Below are 20,864 nucleotides of genomic sequence, written 5' to 3'. Positions count from 1 at the left end.
CTTCGTTCTGGCCTATTCACAAGGTTTTCATTTCATGCGTCGTACTCTGCTTTCCATTTGCGTGCTGCAGGCGTTGTCTTCTTCCTCGTGGGCCGAACAGGCCGATTCAACATCCTCAGCGCTAGAGCTGGACGCAACCGACGTGGTCGGTACAGCGGATTACGAACGGGCCGACGGCCCGGTGCAGGGTTACCGCGCGACACGTTCCGCCAGTGCTACCCGTACCGACACCTCGATCCATGAAACCCCACAATCGATCAGCGTAGTGACCAAGGATGCAGTCGAAGACCTCGGCGCCACGCGTCTGCAAGATGCACTGGACTATGCCGGCGGCGTCGGCCGCGCAAACAATTTCGGCGGGCAGGGGCTGACCACATTCACCGTGCGCGGCTTTACTACCGGCGAGTTCTACCGCAACGGTTTCCCGATCAATCGCGGCTACCCGAACATGCCCGACGCCAACACCATCGAGCGTCTGGAAGTGCTGCGCGGGCCGGCGACAATGCTCTACGGCCGGGGCGATCCGGGCGGCACCTTCAACGTTGTGTCCAAGCAGCCGTTGGCCGAGCGCACGGTCACGCTGGGCAGTCAGTTGAATGATCAAGGCATGAAACGCGGCACGCTGGACGCTTCCGGCCCACTGGACGAAGAGGGTCGTCTGGCCTATCGATTGAACGTGGTGGGCGAGGGCGGCGATACCTTCCGCGATCACGTCGAGACCGAGCGTTACGGCATCACGCCAGTGCTGACCTGGCAGGCGAGCGATACCACTCGAGTGATCTTCGAGGGTGATTTCATGCGCAACAATCATCCACTGGATCGCGGCGTGACGCGTTACGCCAAACAGATCGGCACCGCCTCGCGGGACACGTTCTTCGGCGAGAAAGACGCCGGCAAATTGCACAACGACAACAACATGGCGCAACTGCGTTTCGAACATCTGCTCAATGATGACTGGACGCTGGGCGGTGGTTTCCAGTGGCTCGACGGCTCGCTTGAGGGCAATGCCATTGAAGCCAACGGCATTGCCGATGACGGTCGAACCCTGGGCCGCAATTTCAACTACCGCAAACTGGAATGGACCGACAAGGACACTCAACTCAATCTGACCGGGCATTTCAGCACCGGTGGCTTGCAGCACACCTTGCTGACCGGCATCGAATACGAAGATTACGACTACAAGTCGATCATTCAGCGCTCCAGTGGCGCGGTCGGCGCCTACCCGATCGACATCTTCGATCCGGTTTACGGCCAGCCGCGTCCGGCGCTGACTCGCACGCCGACTCACGACAAGGAAAACCTCAAGACCTACGCCGCATTCGTCCAGGATCAGGTGGCGTTGACCGAGCGTCTGAAGGTGCTGGCCGGGGCACGTTTCGAGCGATTCGAACACGACTATGAAACCTACGTGCCGGGCGGCAAAAACTGGCAGGCCAGCGACAACGCGGTGACTCCACGCCTCGGCGTGACCTACGATCTGACCGAGACGCTGGCGGTCTATGCCGACACCGCGCGCTCGTTCAAGCCCAATACCGGCGCGAGCCGCGTGGGCGGAGGCTTTGCACCGGAGAAAGGCAAGTCCTACGAAATGGGCGTCAAGTGGGAAGCGCTGGATCATCAGTTGAGCGTCGACGCGGCGATCTATCAGATCGAAAAGCGCAACGTGCTGACCACCGACCCGGTGGACTCGACCTTCAACGTCGCGGCCGGGGAAGTGCGCAGCCGTGGTTTCGACCTGAACGTCGCCGGCAACCTGACCCCCGAATGGCGCGTCATCGGCGGCTACGCCTACGTGGATGCCGAGGTGACCAAGGACAACGTGATCCGCTCCGGCACACGGTTGATGAACATTCCGCAAAACAGCTTTAGCCTGCTCAACGTTTACGAGTTTCAGGACGGAGCGCTTAAAGGTTTGGGCCTGGGTACCGGACTTAAGTACGTCGACGAGCGTGCTGGGCAAACCGCCAATACCGCGTTCTCGATGGACAGCTACACCGTTGTCGATTTGCTCGGCTTCTATAAGGTCAACGAGAAAGTGCGGCTCAATCTTGACGTGAAGAATCTGTTTGACCGGGATTATGAAGAGGGCGCGTTTGGTAATGTCTACGCCTATCCGGGCGCGCCGAGAACGGTGCAGGTGGGGATTTCCTACACCTTGTAAGCCGCGCTCGACGCTGCAACGGCGGCCCCTCACCCCAGCCCTCTCCCTGAGGGAGAGGGGGCCGACCGAGGTGTCTTGCGCTATGCATCGACCTGACAGATCGCGTCGATTATGGGTCCATCCGCAATGCTTGGCGGTATTGGATTCACAGCCGTTATTGCACGTCGGCGCTCATCGCCAATATCCCCCAATTGGTCCCTTTCCCTGCGGGAGAGGGAGTCGACCGAGGTGTCTTGGGTAATGCGTCGACCTGACAGATCGCGTCGATTACGGGTTCATCCGCAATGCTTGGCGGTCATGGATTCACAGGCGCTATTGCACGTCGGCGTCCATCGCCAATATCCCCCAATCGGTTCCTTTCCCTGCGGGAGAGGGAACCTTATGCATCGACCTGACGGATCGCGTCGATCCGCAACGCTTGGCTGTCATGGATTCACTGCCGCTATTGCACGTCGGCGCTCATCGCCAATATCCCCCAATCGGTTCCCTCTCCTGGGGGAGAGGGCTAGGGTGAGGGCAGCTGTTTCGGCACCCGCCACTTAGCCAGTGACACTACCTTCCGGTGTTTTTCCAGCAAACTCATGCGCGTTGAACACCTAGGGCTCAAGCATCAAGGGCCGCCAGACGATCGGAGCAACACCAAGTATTGCGTTGTGCTGCTTGGGGTCGGGCGTTTCGTGGTTCGCGGGTTCAGGTGGGTGTTTTTTCTCCGTGTCTTGCAGTTCGTCAGCGGGGGGCTTTTCGGTGTCGCAGGCAACGTTATCCATGGGTCTTTCGCCAGATGATTACAGGCAGGCAACTATTTGATCTGCACGATTACCTTGCCTTTCGCACGGCCCTGTTCGACGTAAGACAGGGCTTCGCCCGCTGACTCGAAGGCGAAGGTGCGATCCAGCACGGGCCTTATTACACCGGCTTCAATCAGGGTGGTGATTGCTTGCAGTTGTGTGCCGTTGGCCCGCATGAACAGGAAGCTGTACCGGACATCCTGCTTTCTTGCTTTGCGCCGAATACTCAGGCTCAGCAAGCGCATGACTTGCCGCAGCGGCCAGGCCAGGCCCTGCGCCTTGGCGAACTCGGCAGTTGGCGGGCCTGAGATGGAAATCAGCTGACCACCCGGTTTGAGTACCTTCAGCGAGTTTTCCAGAACGTCGGAGCCGAGGCTGTTCAGCACCACGTCGTAGTCGCGCAGTTCCTCCTCGAAGTGCTGCTGTTTGTAATCAATCACCACGTCCGCGCCCAACGCTTTTACCCATTCGACATTCGCGGTGCTGGTGGTGGTCGCGACAACCGCGCCGAGGTGCTTGGCCAGTTGAATGGCGATGGTGCCGACCCCGCCGGAACCGGCGTGAATCAAGACCTTCTGACCCTTTTGCAAACGGGCGATGTCGACCAGCGCTTGCCAGGCTGTCAGGGCAACCAAGGGAATGCCGGCGGCTTGTTCCATGCTGAGGTTGGCGGGCTTCAACGCCACGGCGTTTTGCTCGACGGCGATTCGCTCGGCGAACGTGCCGATTCGCTGTTCGGGCACGCGCGCATACACCGCGTCGCCGGGCTTGAAACCCTTGACCGCTGCGCCAACCGCAATCACCACGCCGGCGCAATCGTTGCCCAGCACCAAGGGGAATGAGTACGGCAGAATCAGTTTGAATTCGCCGCTGCGAATCTTTGAATCGAGCACGTTGACGCTGGCCGCGTGGACTTCAATCAGCACGTCATGGGCGCCGGGTACAGGCTCGGAGACATCGCCAATACGCCCGTTCTGCTTGCCATAGCGATCGATAAAATAAGCTTTCATGTTGGGGACGGCTCTCACGGTTCTGGGGGAGGCGGCGCTGCCTGAGCAGATTGGTTCAGCTATCGAGAAACGCCTGTGCCTTGCTGACAAAGTCAGCGTAGTTCTGGAAAATCGCGCCGTGTCCGGCGTCTTCATAAATGATCAGTTGCGCGTCGGGAATCCGCTTCGCCAGATCAATCGAGTTGACGGTGGGCACCATGATGTCGTTGTCACCGTTGACCACCAGCGTCGGGATTTGCAGGCCGCCGAGGTTCTGCGGCGTCTGTTTTCCCCATGCCTTGATGGCTCTCAACTGCCGTAGAAAAGCGCTCGGTGTCGGGCGCTTGTCGCGATCTTTGCGGCGTTCTTTCAAACGTTGCAGAAAGTCGGTCGCGGCCCGCTGTCCGTTGGCAGTTGTGGTGAAAAACAGATGGAACTTGGGATCGCGCAGGGTCAGCAAGCCCTTGAACATCAGTGGCCAGGAAACCGCACCGACCTTGGCGAGACCGACTCCGCCAGCAGGTCCGGTGCCGGTCAGAATCAGGCGTCGCACCAAGGCAGGATTTTTGAGCGCGATGTCCTGAGCAACGAATCCGCCGAGGGAAAAACCCAGCAGATCGACGCTGGTGAATTCCAGCGCAGCGACCAAGTTGATAACGTCGTCGGCCATCTGCGCGACGGTCAGGGGCGCGGTGCCGCCTGAGCCACCGACACCGCGATAGTCAATGGCGAGCACGCGCCGGGTTCGCGCCAGACCATCGACGATTCGCGGGTCGAAGTCGTCAAGTGCTGCGCCCCAATGATTGAGCAGGATCAGCGGCACCGCCGATTTTGGGCCGAGGTCGCGATAGGCGAAGGCCGTGCCGTCAACCAAAATCGATTGGTTGGCGGCGTTGACGAAAGGCATTTGTTCCATTGGACTCACGCCAGATAGCGCTGGGCGACTGCCGACTGGCGGATCTGTGCCAGCAGGCCCTGCCGCGCGGTCTGCAAGGCATCCCAGCGCTCACCTTCATGCAGCGGCGGAATGGTCACCGGCTCGCGACGATCGAAACCGACCAGCGCCGCATCGACCAGGTCGCTGACTTCCATGATCTCGCTCAAGGTGTTGATGTCGATGCCCGCGCGATCCCAGATCTCGGTACGCGTCGCGGCCGGCAGTACGGCTTGCACGTAGACGCCCAGTGGCGACAGTTCCAGGCTCAACCCCTGAGACAGAAACAGGACAAACGCTTTGGTTGCGCCGTACACCGACATGCCGAACTCCGGCGCCAGACCGACCACCGAGCCGATGTTGATAATGGCGCCGTCACCGGCCTTCGCCAGACGGGGAGCGATGGCACTGGCGAGCCGCACCAGTGCCGTGGTGTTGAGGGCGACCAGATTGGCCACTTTGTCGGTGCTCTGCTCGATGAAGTTGCCCGACTGCGCGGCACCCGCGTTATTGACGAGGATGCCAATGCGCGCATCGTCGCGCAGGCGCGTTTCGACGGTGGCCAGATCGCTGAGTTGGGTCAGGTCGGCCTGAAGCACATCGACGGCAACGCTGTGTTCGCTGCGCAGTTTCGCGGCGAGTGTTTCCAGGCGCTCAATATCGCGGGCGACCAGCACCAGATCATGCCCGCGTTGGGCGAAACGTTCGGCGTAAACCGCGCCGATGCCGGTGGAGGCGCCAGTGATAAGAACAGTAGGGTGGGCGTTCATAGGGTCATCTCTTTGTCAAAAACATCGATTAGGGATTGATGCATGAAGCAGTAAATGCGCTGGGGCTCGGCTTACTGGGCAGCAGCGCTCCATTCCGCCAGGGTCGGGTAGTCGATGTAGCCTTCTGCGCCGCCGCCATACAGGGTCGCGGGATTAAAACCGGCCAACGGCGCACCGGCCGCCAGGCGCTCGACCAGATCGGGATTGCCAATGAACGGGCGACCGAAGGCGATCAGATCGGCGTGGTCCTCGGCAATCCGCGCGTTCGCCAGCTCGAGGTCGTAGCCGTTGTTGGCGATGTAGGTGTTTTTGAATCGCTGGCGCAGAGCGCCGAAATCGAACGGCGCGACATCGCGCGGCCCGCCGGTTGCGCCTTCGACCACGTGCAGATAAACGATGCCCAGCGCATCGAGTTGCTCGACGATGTACTCGAATTGCCCTTGCGGGTCGCTGCTCGACACCCCATTGGCCGGCGACACCGGCGAGAGGCGAATGCCGGTGCGATCTGCGCCGATCTCGGCGACGACCGCTGCCGTCACCTCCAGCAACAAGCGCGCACGATGTTCAATCGAGCCGCCGTAGGCATCAGTGCGCAAGTTGGCGCCGTCCTTGATGAATTGATCGAGCAAATAGCCGTTGGCACCGTGGATTTCCACACCATCGAACCCAGCGGCGATAGCGTTGACCGCTGCCTGGCGGAAATCGTTGACGATCCCCGGAAGTTCACTGATGTCCAGTGCTCGTGGCGCGGAAACGTCTTCAAAGCGGTTGTTGACGAACACTTTGGTCGCCGGGCGTATCGCCGAGGGGGCGACAGGTGCGGCGCCGTTTTCTTGAAGATCAACGTGTGAAACGCGACCGACATGCCACAGTTGCAGGAAGATCTTCGCGCCTTTTTCGTGCACCGCAGCGGTGACCTTGCGCCAGCCATCGATCTGCGCCTGCGTGTAAATCCCCGGGGTGTCCTGATAGCCCTGGCCCTGTCGGGAGATCTGCGTGGCCTCGGAGATCAGCAGGCCAGCGGAGGCGCGCTGACTGTAATAGGTGGCCGCGAATTCACTGGGCACGAAGCCTTCGCCCGCTCGATTACGGGTCAGCGGTGCGAGAACGATTCGATTCGCCAGCGTCAGGGAGCCAAGTGTGTACGGCGTGAACAGATTTTGATCGGTCATGGGGGTTGATCCGTGCCTGTGAGTGAGCAGCGATAACTTCTGTAATTAGGATGATGATCGAAATCTAAACTGTCAACGGTTTTGATTATGGCTGACATCTATGTATCATCTGCGCATGATTTTTCAGCGGAGGTATTGCACGTGAGAGTCACCAAAGCCCAGGCGCAGGCAAACCGCGAGCACATCGTCGAGACCGCTTCGGTGTTGTTTCGTGAGCGCGGTTTCGACGGTGTTGGCGTCGCGGACCTGATGGCGGCGGCCGGATTCACCCATGGCGGTTTCTACAAGCACTTCGGCTCGAAGGCCGACCTGATGTCCGAAGCCTCGGCCAACAGCCTTGCGCGCTCGTTGGCCAGTGCCGAAATGCTCGATGTTCAGGGCTTCATCGACGCTTATGTGTCGAAAGAACACCGGGACGGGCGGGGCAGCGGCTGCACCATGGCCGCTTTGTGCGGCGACGCTGCGCGCCAGTCTGACGACGTGAAAACGGCATTTGCCGACGGCATCGAGCGCACGCTGCAGACGCTTGGCGACAAGTACCCGACAGGGCCCGACGCGGCGTCTGGTGAGGGGCGAGTGAAAATGATCGACATGCTGGCGCGGGCGGTTGGTGCGATTATCTTGTCTCGGGCCTGTCCGGATGATTCAGCGCTGGCCGATGAAATACTCGCGGTGTGTCACGCTGAAATGACCGCTTCACTGTCGGTTTCTACCGACAGTAAAAGTGGTTGATCGGTATTGTCCTTTTTGAGTTGACGGTGAAACGCTTTTCAGCCGATTTATCCCGTCCCTGTGCGTCAGTAATCTGTACCCAACTTGAACGCAACAACAACTTCAAAAACTCAAAAGGGACGCAGACCATGACCACTCCAACCTACAACCGCCTGAACAAAGACGACGCCATCGTGCTGCTGGTTGATCACCAGACCGGCCTGATTTCTCTGGTGCAGGACTTCTCGCCCAACGAATTCAAGAACAACGTGCTGGCCCTGGCCGATCTGGCCAAGTTCTTCGAACTGCCGACCATCCTCACCACCAGTTTCGAACAAGGCCCGAACGGCCCGCTGGTACCGGAACTGAAAGAGATGTTCCCGGACGCGCCGTACATCGCTCGTCCAGGTCAGATCAACGCCTGGGACAACGAAGACTTTGTGAAAGCGATCAAGGCCACCGGGCGCAAGCAGATCATCATTGCCGGTGTGGTAACGGATGTTTGCGTAGCGTTCCCGACCTTGTCGGCGCTGGCGGAAGGGTTTGATGTGTTTGTGGTGACTGATGCGTCCGGCACCTTCAACACCACCGTGCAACAAGCCGCATGGAGCCGCATGACTCAGGCTGGTGCGCAGATGATGAACTGGTTCTCGGTGGCGTGTGAGCTGCACCGCGACTGGCGCAACGACATTGAAGGGCTGGGTAATTTGCTGTCGCAGCGGATTCCCAACTACCGCAACCTGATGAACAGCTACTCGGCGCTGACTGCTCAGCAGAAGTAAGCCGACGCGACCAAACGAAAAGCCTGCCCTGAAAAGCAGGCTTTTTGTTCATCGCGAAGTCAGACCCGCAATTCAACAGCGACACCACGGGGAGCGCGGATCATTCAAGAGGCGTTGCTCGATACGCTTTATAAAGTCGCTGGACCTCAGGATCATCCAGGCTTTCATACGTAATCCCTTCCTTGTCCAGCCCGTCCAGCCCCTTTATCCCGCCAATCATTGCGGGCCATTCATCGCGGCTGGAGATGTCGATGACGAAGGGGGCCAGATAACCATCCAGATGGCCTGTGAAAGGGTCTCGGATTTCGTCGGCGAGTGCTCGCAGGTAGTCGTCTTTGTTGGTTTTTGACCAGTCGATGGCGAACCGGGTCCGATAGCACAACTCCATGTAGATGAGCAGGATTGTGCGGCCATTGCCATCCAGAAACGGGTGGGCGGACGCCAACTGGCCCATTACTTCGCCGGGGCGCTGACGAAAACGTTTTTTGTTTGCTGCGAGTTCGAAGGCGTATTCGACGGATCTTTTGATCAAGTCAGGACGTTCGAATATCGTGTGATGCGGATCATCTTTCGACCCTTTGAATACTGCTAGGTGGGGGACCAGTTCATTTCTGTCTTTTCCTGCCCACGGATAAAAACCGGAGAACAGGATTTCGTGGGTCTTGAGCACAGCTTTGTAGTCGATGGTTTTTTTCTTGGCGAGATAAGCAAGGGCATCTTCGATACTGGCTTCGAAGGAGAGGTGCTCAGACTCTTTGACTTCAAGAGGGTCTTTCAGTTTGAGCGAGTTTTGAAGATAACCTTCAGTCTCGAAATCGCCGAAGGGGTCAAAAGTCATGCGCTAAGTTGCCTCTTGCAACGCCTTTTTTCCTGGAGATAGCGCCCTTGCAGGGCCATGATTTCTGCTTTGTTGAGAACACCTTTACGCTTGAGATTGACGAGCAATTGCTCAATGCCATCCAGCTCGACAGCATCACCTGCCAGGCGAGTAATGGTCGCGGCCATGCAGCTCATGCTGTCACGCTCAGCGGTAACCTTATGCTTTTGGGCGAGTTTGCGGACTTCATTCGCAACGCCGCCAGTGGCTGGACTAGTCATTTGAAACCCTCGTTTTCTCCCTCAGAGCATAGCATGGCGCCGGCTCTATAAATTTTCCAGTAGCCCCCGGTTGTCAGCAAGAACATCGCGTTGTTCGGGTTGGCTACGAAACGCCTTTCAACCGATTTATTCCTTGTTCAGCGTTACACCTGCGCCCACTCATCACGAAACTGCAACAGAAAATCAACAAACGCCCGTACCCGTTGCGGCACATACCGGCCGTGCGGGTAGAGCAAGGTGTAAGGGCGCGAGCGCCCGGCGTAAGGCTGTAGCACCTCAACGAGGTTGCCGTCGGCCAGCTCCTTTTCGACAATGAACTTGTACGTCTGGAAGACCCCCGCGCCGTGTTTGGCCAGCGTGACGCCGCCGAGCACATCGTCTGAGCAGGAGTAGCCCCCCTCGGAAATCACTTCCCGATCATCGCCGTTTTCCTGGAACAGCCAGGAGATCCGCCGTCCGCTGCTGGGCAGTTCGAACTGAATGCATTCGTGTTGCACCAGATCCTCCAGCGTCTGCGGTGTGCCAGCCTTTTTCAAATAATCGGGCGAGGCGACAACCACCAGTTTGGCATCCTCCAGCAGCCGCGCGACCATGGTCGAATCCGGTTGGGCGCGCACGCGGATCGCCAGATCGTAGCCTTCGCCGACGAAGTCGATATTGCGGTTGCCCAAGTGGATGTCGACAGTGACGTCGGGATAGAGCGCGCGGAATTTCGGCAACAGCGGCAGGATACGGTGATGCCCGTAAGTGGTGGGCAGGCTGATGCGCAACAGCCCTGAAGGTGACGACTGTGCGCCCATGACTTCTTGTTGCGCTTCGACCAGTTGCGTCAGCGCCTGGCTGCACTGGACGAAAAAGTTTCTACCGGCCTCGGTCAAACGAATGCTGCGCGTGGTGCGGGCAAACAAGCGCGAACCCAAGCGCTGTTCCAGACGCAGAATCGACCGGCTCACCGCGGCCGGCGTCACACCCGCGAGCTGCGCGGCGGCGGTGAAACTGCCGGCTTCAGCGGCGAGGCAAAAGAGTTCGATGCTGCCTAACTGCAAGTCTTCAAAGTGGCGCTTCATGTGAGTACACCGAGGATCAACTGACGGTTCATTCTCAGGCTTATCTCATGAAGCGGCACCGCCGGTACACACCGGCGGCGCTGCGGGGAGGTATCAATGGCCAGCGCTTTGACCACCGTCGACATGGAGGATTTCGCCGGTCACGAACTTCGCACTGTCCAGGTAAAGGATCGCTTGCACGATGTCGTCGATCTCACCCATATGCCCGACCGGGTGCAGGCTGCCGAGGGCGGCGTGCGTCTCTTCGCCGTGCATCGGCGTTTTGATGATGCCCGGCGACACCGCGTTGACCCGAATGCCGCGCTTGGCATATTCGATGGCCAGCGATTTGGTCGCCGCGTTGATGCCGCCCTTGGTCAGCGACGCAAGCACCGACGGTACGCCGTCAATCGCGTGATCGACCAGACTGGTGGTGACGCTGACGATATGGCCACTGGCGTTTTTTTCCATCTCGGCAATCGCCAATTGCGAGATGTGGAAGAAGCCGCTCATGTTGGTTGCCACCACTTGTGCGTAGTCTGCCTGGCTGTATTCGGTGAAAGGCTTGGCGACGAATATCCCGGCGTTATTGACCAGCGTGTCGATACGGCCGAAGCGTGCAACGGCTTCGCGGATCACGCGCTCGGCGGTCTGTGGGTCGGCGATGTCACCGGCGACGGCGAGAATATCCGGGTCGGTGGACGGTTTGATCGAGCGCGAGGTCGCGACAACCTGATAGCCGCGTTCACGGAATCCCTTGACCAGACCTGCGCCAATGCCTTGCGAGGCGCCGGTAATCACTACAACTTTGTTGGACGTGCTCATGATGTTTCCTCATGCAATCTGAATGGTTTGAAAAAACGAAGTTCGGGTGTCAGGCGTGAGCCGCAATCTGCGCAGCTTGACGTAACGCTTGCTGGTAATAAGCGACGGACTGGGAACCGGGGATGACCTGTTTGTCGTCGATCACCATGGCCGGAACCGAATCGATGCCGCGCTGCTGATAAAACCGTTCAAGTTCGCGCACGGCCTGGCTGAACTCTGCGTTGGCCAGCACCTCTTGCGCACGCGGGCCATCGAGCCCGACTGCTTCTGCCAGTGTCACCAGCGTGGCGTGGTCATTCGGGTTCATGCCGTCAGTGAAGTAGGCCTTGAGCAAGGCTTGCTTCAACTCACGCTGACGTCCTTGTGTAGCGGCCCAGAACAGCAATCGATGGGCATCGAAGGTGTTGTGGAAATGGCTGCGTTTTTCCAGGTCGAAGTGAAAGCCGATCTGCTCGCCGCGCTCGATAATCATCGCGTTGCGATCCGCCACTTGCTCGGCACTGCGCCCGTATTTGCGCATCATGTGCTCGATGGCGTGTTCACCTTCGGCGGGCATGTCAGGGTTCAGTTCGAACGGTTTGTAGGTCAGTTCCACATCGACTTCGCCCGCCAGATTCTTGATCGCTTGCTCCAGAGCGGTAGCGCCCAACGCGCACCAGGGGCAAACGACATCCGAGACGAAATCGATTTTCACTGCCCGGCTCATGACTGCGAGTCCGCCAACTGTTGGCGATATTCGGTGGTGGTGATGCCGGCATAACCCCAGTTATCGGTGTCGACTTCCTCGATCACGATGTGGGTGAGTTTCGGATCCTTGTGCAGCACCCGCTGCATCGTTTCGGTGATTTCCTTGATGACCTGGGCTTTCTGTTCCCGGGTCACGCCGTCACGGGTGATACGTACGCTGATAAAAGGCATGGGGATCGCTCCACTGGCAAGCCCGTCAGGATGATGGGCCGCTGTTGGAGTGAACTTTAAGAAGCCACGCAAGATTGATAAATAGGCTTTGAGGTACATCATTTGTGATGTGGTGTATCAAATGGCTGCGTGCGGTGAAGTGCGCAAGAAGTTGCGCAGTACCTGGCCTGTTTTCATCCGGGAAAGTCTGTGCAGGCCTTATGAACCGAGGCTTTCAGACAAGTGCGCAACTTCTTGCACACCACTGCGCAAAAAGTTGCGCACTTTTATTTGTTTAATCTCGTTTATTCAAAGGTCGGCGTACGGGCTGTTTGTTTAAGGCGTTGAAGAATAATGGTTTTGTGATAGCTGGCATGGAGTTTGATAGCTCAAGCCTGCCCGGACAGGCAATGGTGCCTGTCGGTTGTGTGTTTTAAGCAAGGAGAGCATCCCCATGGCAACACCAGCGTACATGTCGGTTACCGGCGAAAAACAAGGTCTGATCACTGCCGGCGCATTCACCGCCGACTCCGTTGGCAACACCTTTCAGGAAGGTCATGAAGACCAGGTCATGGTGCAGGCTTTCACCCACGACGTGATCATCCCGCGTGACCCGCAATCCGGTCAGCCAACCGGTCAGCGCGTGCACAAGCCAGTTGTGATCACCAAGGTCTACGACAAGGCTTCGCCTCTGCTGCAAGCCGCTCTGACCTCCGGCGAGCGCATGAGCGAAATCGTTATCCAGTGGTTCCGTACTTCTGCTCAAGGCACCCAAGAGCACTACTACACCACCAAACTGGAAGACGCGATCATCGTCGCCATCAACAACAAAATGCACAACTGCCAGGACCCAGGCAACGCGCACTTCACCCACCTGGAAGAAGTGCAGTTCACCTACCGTAAAATCACCTGGACCCACGAAGTCTCCGGTACTTCGGGTTCCGATGACTGGCGTGCTCCAGTCGTTTAATTACGGCTGATGGTTGTACCGCCCCGACCGGCATGACCGGTTGGGGCGCACTCACTTCTAAAGAATTTTTGCCAATAGCCCCACAGCGGGCTGTTGCGCATCGCAGCACTGCGCGAGGGACAAGGGAATGTTCTCACCGGCCAACCAGCCTCATTTCAATCTGACCGTCGATGGCATCGACAGCGATTTCCAGGTGCTGTCGTTTACCGGTCGTGAGGCCCTCAACACGCCATTCGAATTCGAGCTGGAACTGGTCAGTGAAAAGGCCTCGATCAACCTCGAAAGCGTGCTGCACAAACTGGCGTTTCTGCAGCTGTCGCCGAGCGGCACGGGGATTCACGGGCTGGTCTACAGCATCGCCCAGGGCGAGGCGGGCAAGCGCCTGACGCGCTACAAGATTTCCCTGCGCCCGCAACTGGCCTACCTCGCGCACCGGGTCAACCAGCGCATCTTCCAGCAGATGACGGTGCAGCAGATCATCATCCAGGTGCTGGAAGAACACGGCATCCTTGCCAGCGATTACCACTTCCAGCTCAGCGCGATTTATCCGGAACGGATTTACTGCGTGCAGTACGACGAGTCGGACCTGGATTTCATCCAGCGCTTGTGCGAGGAGGAGGGCATTCACTACCACTTCCAGCACACGTCCAGCGGCCACAAACTGACTTTCGGCGATGACCAGACGGTGTTCCCGAAACTCGCGCCAGTGGCCTATCAGCAGGACTCCGGACTGGTCGCCGACAAACCGGTGGTCAAGCGTTTCGGCCTGCGTCTGGTCACCCGCACCAGCCGCACCACGCGCCGCGATTACGACTTCGTCAAACCGAAGATCGAGCTGGAAAGCGACGCCAAGAGTTCGGCTCAGCCAGACCTCGAAGACTACGATTACCCGGGCCGTTTCGTCGATCGCGAGCGTGGCAAACACTTGGCCAATCGCGCGCTGGAACGCCATCGCAGCGACTACCGTCTGGCCGAGGGTAATAGCGATCAGCCGATTCTGGTCAGCGGGCATTTCCTCGCCCTGACCGACCACGCCAACCCGACCTGGAATGACTTGTGGCTGCTCACCGAAATCTTCCACGAAGGCAAGCAACCGCAAGTGCTGGAAGAGTCGGTGACCAGCGACACCACCGACAACAAAGATGATTTTCACCAGGGCTACCGCAACCGCTTCAGCGCGATCCCGTGGGACGTGCCGTACCGTCCGCCGCTCGATCACCCGAAACCGAAAGTCCTCGGCACGCAAAGCGCGGTGGTCTGCGGCCCTGAAGGTGAAGAGATCTACTGCGACCAGTACGGCCGGGTGAAGGTGCAGTTCTTCTGGGACCGCGAAGGCAAGCACGACGACATGACCAGTTGCTGGATGCGCGTCGCGTCGAGCTGGGCGGCCGAAACCTTTGGCTCGATCAATATTCCACGGGTCGGCATGGAGGTGTTGATCACCTTTCTGGAAGGCGATCCCGATCAGCCGCTGATCACCGGTTGCCTGTACCACGGCGCCAATCTGCCGCCGTACAAACTGCCGGATTTCAAGACCCTGGCCACGGTCAAGAGCAAGGAATACAAGGGCAGCCGCGCCAACGAACTGCGCATCGACGATACCACCAGCGAGATCAGCATCGCGTTGCGCAGCGACCACGGCGCGAGTGCGATCAACCTCGGTTATCTGACGCATCCACGCCCGAGCGGTGGGCAGCCGCGTGGCGAAGGGTTTGAGTTGAGAACCGACCGCCACGGTGCGGTGCGTGCGGCGGCCGGTCTGCTCATCACCACTGAGCCGCGTCCGAACGAATCCAAGCACCACAAAGATCTGCCGGAAACCGCTGAACGTCTTGCTACCGCCAGCGATCAGCAAGACGGTTTTGCGGTGCAGGCCAAAGAGCTTCAGGCTCAGGAGGCGGGTGATCAGGACGACGTGGCCAAGGCATTGCACGCCCAGCATCAAGGCGTGCTCGGCAGTGGCCCGGCGAACCTCACCGCCAACGAATTCCCCGAATTCACCGAACCGCATCTGGTCCTCGCCAGCCCTGCCGGTATTGCCCTGACCACGCCGCGTTCCAGCCACATCGCCACCGGCGAACACCTCGCGCTGAGCAGCACCGGCCACACCAGCCTGTCGATCGGCAAACGCCTGCTGGCCAGTGCCAGTCGCGGCATGCGCCTGTTCGTGCAGAGCATGGGCTGGCGGCTGGTCGCAGCGTCCGGCGACATCGACGTGCGCGCACTGAAGGACAGCATCAACCTGCTGGCCAAACTCAACATCACCGCCAACGCCGACCGCATCACCATCACCGCGAAAACCGAACTGGTGATTCAGGGCGGCGGCAGTGCGACGACTTACAACGCCGGCGGCATCACCCACGCCACCAGCGGCCCGTACACCGCGCACGCGGCGAACTTCGCCTACACCGGCGCGAAAAGTCTCGCCGGGGTATTCCCGGAACCACCGAAACCGGGCAAGGGCAATCTGGAACTGTTCAACCAATACGCCGGGCGTCAGGGCATCAAAGAGGGCGATTACGAAGTCATCGATGCCCTGGGAAAAAGCATCAAGGGCAAGCTCGACGGCAAGGGTTTCGCCAGCGTCGCCGGCGCTGCACCGGGGCCGGCGCGTGTGCTGTTCGGCAAGGATCCGGCGGATACGTGGAGCGATGGCAGTTACATCGGTAAACCGGAGTGGCCGGTGAATCCGCCGGGTGCCGAAGACGTGCCGAGTCAGGTGCAGGCGATGGTCGCGCAGGTGTTGCCGAGCAAGAGTTGGGACATGTTGGAGAAGGGCAAGGACATGGCGCAAACAGGGATGAGTGCGATGCAGACGGCGCAAGGCGCGATGCAAACGGCGCAGCAGGTGAAAGACGTGGTGCAGGGCGGGGTGGCCGGGTTGCCGAAGCTGGCGAGTGCGGCGTTGCCGAGTGCTTCGGGTCTTCTTGGAGCGGCGAGCAAGGCGGGCAAATTGCCGAGTCTGCCAGCGCCGACGATTTCGAAATCTGTTGTTAAAACTCCAAGCCTCCTGACCGGAGAAGTACTGTCATGACTGAAGCAGCCGGTGCGCAAAAACGTGAACCACAGGTCGCCGTTGTACCGTTGAACACTCTGGATGTGCAGGATGTCGGGCGCGGTGCGGCTCGATTTGATGCCTGGCTGCGATCTATCAGTGGCGATGTGGTTACGCTGGATCGTATCAAGGGTGTAGCTGGAGCCCTGCCTGTTGTCGGCAACATCATGGCGCTGGTTGATGCGCTTGGCGATATCGTGACCCTCACCAAAAGCAAGCAGCGCGAACTGCTCGACTGGGTGAGCCTGGGCATCAACCTGATTGGTGTCTTGCCCGCGCCTCCCACGATGGCTGCAGCGCGCATGAGCTTGCGTCCGACCCTGTTTCTTGTTCGTCAGGAACTGCGCAACAGCGTCAAAATGCTGTTGGGCGATTCAATGATTGAAGTATTGGTCGGTCATTTGAATGCAACCATCGTCGGCACGATTGATGACTTCGTCAAACAAGCCCAAGGAAAGCTTTCCGGGATACTCGCTGACGCTGGAAAACTGGGCGAAAGCGCGGTCAGCGAAATTGCCAAAGGGCTTGAGGCCGTCGTCAACGGCAAGCTTGACGCGAAAGGCGATGCACGCGCGGCCAGTCAGAAAATCACCACGGCGGGCAATCAACTGCTCAGTGATCCTAAAGCGGCCATCGGGAACATTTTTGGTGCCGCCTTCAGTGCTTACAAAGCAGTAGGTAAGGGTGTCGCCAACAGTGCAGCCAGGAATCTGCTTCCGGATCAAGCCAAGAAGCTGGTGTTGACGCATACCGGAACCTTGCGAGCCATGGGGCCTGAGATAAAAACCCAACTGAGCAAGTTGGGGGATCCAGGTACACGTCATTCGATCGGCTGGTTATTGCAAATGCTCAGCGGTGCTGTTTTGACGTGGCGCAAGCGCCGTGGGCATGGTCAGAGCGCGAGCGTCAAACCCAATGCGACCAGCAAGGCACAACGCAAGGCCGGGGAAGGTCGATTAGAGGCCTCCAGTCATCAAGCACCGGCCAAAGGTGCAGCCAATCCAAACAAGAACGTCGCTTGTACGGGGACCTGCCACAGTATTAGTTTTTCGCTGGGCTCAGAGCTACTTCGTCATATCGACTTCAGTCTGCCCGGTGCCTTTCCAATCGAGTGGTCGAGAACCTATAACTCTCGACTGGATGCCTATGACCAAGGCTCATTGGGTGCACGCTGGGTAACCGAACTGAGCACACGCTTCGATTGCCGAGAAGAGGGTCTGGTCTTTTTTGGCTCCGATGGCAGAAGCCACGACTACCCACTCCCCAAGGTCGGACTGTTTCACTATGACCCTATAGAGAACGTCACGCTGATCCGCAGCAGAGAAGATCAGTTGCTGTTATGCCACGGCTTTGAGCGCAAGGAAACCTACGTCCGTCATGGTCGGCGCTATCTGTTGGCTGGCGTTGTACTTCGTAACGGTGCCGGGATCATGCTTCATTACGAGCATCGTCACGGTGACGAATCGATCCTGTCGGACTTGATGACTTATCAGGACGAAGTCACTCAAGTGCTTTCGCATCTGGGCACGTTAATTGATGATCACGGACGTCTCACCGGTTTGTGGGAGATCAAGGATGGCGTGCCTCAGCGTCAACTGTGCAGTTATCAATACGACACCTTCGGCAATCTGATTCTGGCCCAGGATGAAAATGGAGCCGCTTGGTCGTATCAGTACGAGCATCACTTGATCACTCGCTATACCGATCGAACCGCCCGGGGCATGAACATCGAATGGCAGGGGCGTGGCGCCGACGCAAAGGCTATTCGGGAATGGGCGGACGATGGCAGCTTCGATACGCGTCTTGAGTGGGATGACAATATTCGTTTGACCTATGTGACGGACGCGTATGGCAACGAGACCTGGCATTACTACGACATCCTTGGCTATACCTATCGCATCCGTCATCCGGATGAGCGCTCTGAATGGTTCTTTCGTGACGACGCCAAAAATCTGGTTCGTCATGTTCATACAGATGGAAGTACCGATCGCTTCAGCTACGACGCCCGCGGGAACATGGTTGAACACATCCGCCCGGATGACAGCGTCGAGTACTACGCGTTTGACGACCATGATCAACTGATCAAAATCAGTGACGCAGAAGGTGGTCAGTGGCAAAGAGGGTATGACGACCGCGGCAACCTTGTTGAGGCGATAGATCCTTTAGGCAACAAGACGGAGTACGCCTATAACAAGGCCGGACTGCCAATTGCCATCAAAGATGCCAACGGCAATGAAAAAGCGATCGAATACAACGAGGCCGGCCAACTGACCAAGTACGTTGACTGTTCTGGCAAGGCCAGCGCATGGGCGTACGATGCGCGTGGCCAGATGATCTGCTTCACTGACGCCGCCGGACAAAGCACTGAATACGAATACAGAAATGGTCAGTTGGTGCTGATCAAACATCCTGACAAAACGGAAGAGCGTTTTGAGCGGGACGCAGAGGGGCGACTGCTGGCGCACGTTGATGCATTGGGGCAATGCACGACTTGGAGTTATACCGCGGCCGGGTTCGTCAGTGAGCGTGTAGATGCCGCCGAGCAGAGCCTGCGTTACAGCTGGGACCGTTTGGGTCGTCTGGTTGCCTTGGAGAACGAGAACGAACAACGCGCCCACTTTCACTACGATCCGCTTGGCCGCTTGTTGGAGGAGAGGGGGTTCGACGGACGCACGACTCGCTATCAATACAATCCTGAAACCGGGCGCCTGGATAGCAAGTTCAATGGCCAGCGTGTCATCAAGTTCAACTTCGACTCCATGGGGCGCCTGACTGATCGTCATGCAAATCTGGGCGGTGAGTCTCAAAGTGAAGCGTATGCCTATGACGGAAATGGTCGTCTGGTCATGGCCAGCAACGGCAACAGTCGCCTGAACTGGTTTCATGATCCTGCCGGCAATCTTATTCGTGAACACCAGCACTATCTGGATCTCGACATGCCTCTTGTCGCTGTCTGGAAACATGAATACGACGTTCTCAATCTACGCATAGCGACGGTTCGCCCAGACGGGCACAAGGTGAGCTGGTTGACCTACGGAAGTGGCCACCTTCTGGGGTTACGACTGGACGATCATGATCTGATTGCATACGAGCGCGACGATCTGCACCGTGAAGTGGCACGCCATCAAGGTAATCGGCTACTACAAACCCAGAAGTGGGACCCGGCTGGGCGGCTTCAGGAGCAACTGCTGGGGCACTCTGACGACAAATCGACTCTACTCAAGCGCGAGTATAAGTACGATGCAGTGGGTCAGTTGACCGAGATTAACGACACTCGACGGGGCCCATTGGCGTACCGCTACGACCCGGTTGGCCGTCTCATCAGTGCCGTCAGCCGACTGGGCACCGAAACATTTGCATTCGATCCGGCCAGTAATCTGTTGGATGACGCGGTTACGCAGGTTCGAAGACCGCTTGATCAGGACACGCCGCGCAGCAAGTTGCTCGATAACCTCCTGCGTGAATACGCCGGTACTCACTATGAGTACGACGAGCGTGGCAATCTTATCCAGCGATGGCACAACGGAAGTTACAGCCGTATGCGCTGGGATCTGTTTGATCGAATGGTGAATTTCGACGATGCACGTTTGAGTGTCGATTTCGCTTATGACGCGTTGGGCCGGCGCCTGTACAAAAACTCCAATGCTCACTACAAGGAGCGTCCAGAGGCAGGGTCTCAGTGGAATCACAACGAACATGCTCGTAAACAAAGAGAGTTAGGCTGCGGTTTTACGTTATTTGGCTGGGACGGAGATAACCTGGCGTGGGAAAGCAGTCCTGCTCAAGCAGATGACGGAACGGGGAGAACGGTTCATTACGTTTTTGAGCCAGGCACTTACATTCCGGTAGCCCAGGCTGTTTCCAACGGTTCGATACAACTGTCAGGACTGCCCGATTATGTTGGCGACTACACGCTCGACGACGATCCCTTGTGGAATCACCAACCGACTGTACAAAGTTTCGATGCGATTGCCTGGTACCAGTGCGATCGTATGGGGACACCATTAGAACTCACTGATGAGAACGGTGAGATTGCCTGGAGTGCTCACTACAAGGCATGGGGAGAGGTTCGTGAGCAACGTTCCGCTCGAGCACAGCAGTTGGGGTTGGCCAACCCGATACGTTTCCAGGGGCAGTACCACGATGTCGAGACCGGCCTGCATTACAACCGCCATCGCTACTATGACCCTGGTGTCGGTCGATTCATAAGCAAGGACCCGGTAGGTTATGCAGGTGGTTTGAACACCTACGCTTACGCGCCTAACCCCACAGGCTGGATTGACCCTCTAGGCTTGACGAATACCCCAGACGGTACGGGGAAAACCGTTCCGATGAACAATCTGGGTATTCCCGACAAGAGTCAATTTGCTCCAAAACCTGGCATTACAAAGCCTTACGCTCGAAGTTCGGCGTGTGGGCCTACTACGGCGCAAACCGCCTCGGTACAGGGCCTACCTTGTGTGGTGTGTGGAACCGTGGCGCCTAAAATGGTTGCTGATCACAAAGATGCCTTGGTGGTGGAGTATTATCGAACGGGCACTAACGATGTGACGCATCAGTCCTCGTTGTTGGCTGTGCAGTCACACTGCCCCGTCTGCTCAAAAAAACAGGGTGGGCATGCATCATCGTATTCAAAATGTATGAAAACCAAGCTGGGAATCTGATT

The 20,864-nt window shown here is 58.1% G+C and carries 16 protein-coding genes; 6 read left to right on the top strand and 10 right to left on the bottom strand.

Going from position 1 to position 20,864, the window contains the following annotated elements; all coding sequences use genetic code 11:
* Positions 1 to 34: 34 nt before the first annotated feature.
* On the top strand, positions 35 to 2,161 hold the full coding sequence (locus VY732_RS17475; RefSeq protein WP_331691305.1) for a TonB-dependent siderophore receptor: 2,127 nt from the start codon (positions 35 to 37) through the stop codon (positions 2,159 to 2,161).
* Positions 2,162 to 2,960: 799 nt separating this feature from the next.
* Here VY732_RS17475 and VY732_RS17470 read toward each other — a convergent pair.
* From VY732_RS17470 to VY732_RS17455, 4 genes are all read right to left on the bottom strand, one after another.
* Entirely contained in the window at positions 2,961 to 3,959 is a 999-nt protein-coding gene (locus tag VY732_RS17470; protein ID WP_331691304.1) for an NADP-dependent oxidoreductase, read from the bottom strand.
* Positions 3,960 to 4,014: 55 nt separating this feature from the next.
* Positions 4,015 to 4,854 (bottom strand): alpha/beta fold hydrolase, encoded by an 840-nt coding sequence (locus VY732_RS17465; RefSeq protein WP_331691303.1) that lies wholly within the window; start codon positions 4,852 to 4,854, stop codon positions 4,015 to 4,017.
* Positions 4,855 to 4,859: 5 nt separating this feature from the next.
* On the bottom strand, positions 4,860 to 5,642 hold the full coding sequence (locus tag VY732_RS17460) for an SDR family NAD(P)-dependent oxidoreductase (protein ID WP_331691302.1): 783 nt from the start codon (positions 5,640 to 5,642) through the stop codon (positions 4,860 to 4,862).
* 71 nt (positions 5,643 to 5,713) lie between these two features.
* Positions 5,714 to 6,814 (bottom strand): alkene reductase, encoded by a 1,101-nt coding sequence (locus tag VY732_RS17455; protein ID WP_331691301.1) that lies wholly within the window; start codon positions 6,812 to 6,814, stop codon positions 5,714 to 5,716.
* Positions 6,815 to 6,955: 141 nt separating this feature from the next.
* Here VY732_RS17455 and VY732_RS17450 point away from each other — a divergent pair, with 141 nt between their 5' ends.
* Both VY732_RS17450 and ycaC read left to right on the top strand, forming a co-directional pair.
* Complete coding sequence (locus VY732_RS17450) at positions 6,956 to 7,546, top strand: TetR family transcriptional regulator (protein ID WP_331691300.1); 591 nt, start codon at positions 6,956 to 6,958, stop codon at positions 7,544 to 7,546.
* A 128-nt stretch (positions 7,547 to 7,674) separates the two neighbouring features.
* Entirely contained in the window at positions 7,675 to 8,307 is a 633-nt protein-coding gene (ycaC, locus tag VY732_RS17445; RefSeq protein ID WP_007916011.1) for an isochorismate family cysteine hydrolase YcaC, read from the top strand.
* Positions 8,308 to 8,407: 100 nt separating this feature from the next.
* Here the strand turns inward: ycaC and VY732_RS17440 are convergent, their stop codons facing one another.
* The 6 genes from VY732_RS17440 to VY732_RS17415 all read right to left on the bottom strand — a co-directional run bounded on the left by VY732_RS17440 (position 8,408) and on the right by VY732_RS17415 (position 12,194).
* Positions 8,408 to 9,145 carry a Fic family protein gene (locus tag VY732_RS17440; RefSeq protein ID WP_331691299.1) on the bottom strand — a complete coding sequence of 246 codons (738 nt, stop codon included), beginning with the start codon at positions 9,143 to 9,145 and terminating at the stop codon, positions 8,408 to 8,410.
* Positions 9,142 to 9,405 (bottom strand): hypothetical protein, encoded by a 264-nt coding sequence (locus VY732_RS17435; RefSeq protein ID WP_007916021.1) that lies wholly within the window; start codon positions 9,403 to 9,405, stop codon positions 9,142 to 9,144. Before VY732_RS17435 ends, VY732_RS17440 begins: the two co-directional genes overlap by 4 nt.
* 143 nt (positions 9,406 to 9,548) lie before the next feature.
* Positions 9,549 to 10,472 (bottom strand): LysR family transcriptional regulator, encoded by a 924-nt coding sequence (locus VY732_RS17430; protein ID WP_331691298.1) that lies wholly within the window; start codon positions 10,470 to 10,472, stop codon positions 9,549 to 9,551.
* A 93-nt stretch (positions 10,473 to 10,565) separates the two neighbouring features.
* The gene (locus VY732_RS17425) at positions 10,566 to 11,276 is read right to left on the bottom strand and encodes an SDR family NAD(P)-dependent oxidoreductase (protein WP_331691297.1); all 711 of its coding nucleotides are present in this window, start codon (positions 11,274 to 11,276) and stop codon (positions 10,566 to 10,568) included.
* Positions 11,277 to 11,325: 49 nt separating this feature from the next.
* Complete coding sequence (locus VY732_RS17420) at positions 11,326 to 11,982, bottom strand: DsbA family oxidoreductase (protein WP_077572473.1); 657 nt, start codon at positions 11,980 to 11,982, stop codon at positions 11,326 to 11,328.
* Positions 11,979 to 12,194 (bottom strand): tautomerase family protein, encoded by a 216-nt coding sequence (locus VY732_RS17415; protein ID WP_016987787.1) that lies wholly within the window; start codon positions 12,192 to 12,194, stop codon positions 11,979 to 11,981. Before VY732_RS17415 ends, VY732_RS17420 begins: the two co-directional genes overlap by 4 nt.
* A 433-nt stretch (positions 12,195 to 12,627) precedes the next feature.
* Here VY732_RS17415 and VY732_RS17410 point away from each other — a divergent pair, with 433 nt between their 5' ends.
* The 3 genes from VY732_RS17410 to VY732_RS17400 all read left to right on the top strand — a co-directional run bounded on the left by VY732_RS17410 (position 12,628) and on the right by VY732_RS17400 (position 20,862).
* Complete coding sequence (locus tag VY732_RS17410; protein ID WP_127646759.1) at positions 12,628 to 13,143, top strand: Hcp family type VI secretion system effector; 516 nt, start codon at positions 12,628 to 12,630, stop codon at positions 13,141 to 13,143.
* 127 nt (positions 13,144 to 13,270) lie between these two features.
* Positions 13,271 to 16,177: a type VI secretion system Vgr family protein gene (locus VY732_RS17405; RefSeq protein WP_331691296.1), complete on the top strand. Its 2,907-nt coding sequence runs from the start codon at positions 13,271 to 13,273 to the stop codon at positions 16,175 to 16,177.
* Positions 16,174 to 20,862, top strand: coding sequence for an RHS repeat-associated core domain-containing protein (locus tag VY732_RS17400; protein WP_331691295.1), 4,689 nt, complete (start codon positions 16,174 to 16,176; stop codon positions 20,860 to 20,862). Before VY732_RS17405 ends, VY732_RS17400 begins: the two co-directional genes overlap by 4 nt.
* Positions 20,863 to 20,864: the final 2 nt, after the last annotated feature.

The sequence above is a fragment of the Pseudomonas sp. ZY71 genome (assembly GCF_036542145.1).
GTDB lineage: Bacteria > Pseudomonadota > Gammaproteobacteria > Pseudomonadales > Pseudomonadaceae > Aquipseudomonas > Aquipseudomonas koreensis_A.
Note: the sequence above shows the minus strand (reverse complement) of the source record. Positions and strands in the feature narration are given on the sequence as shown.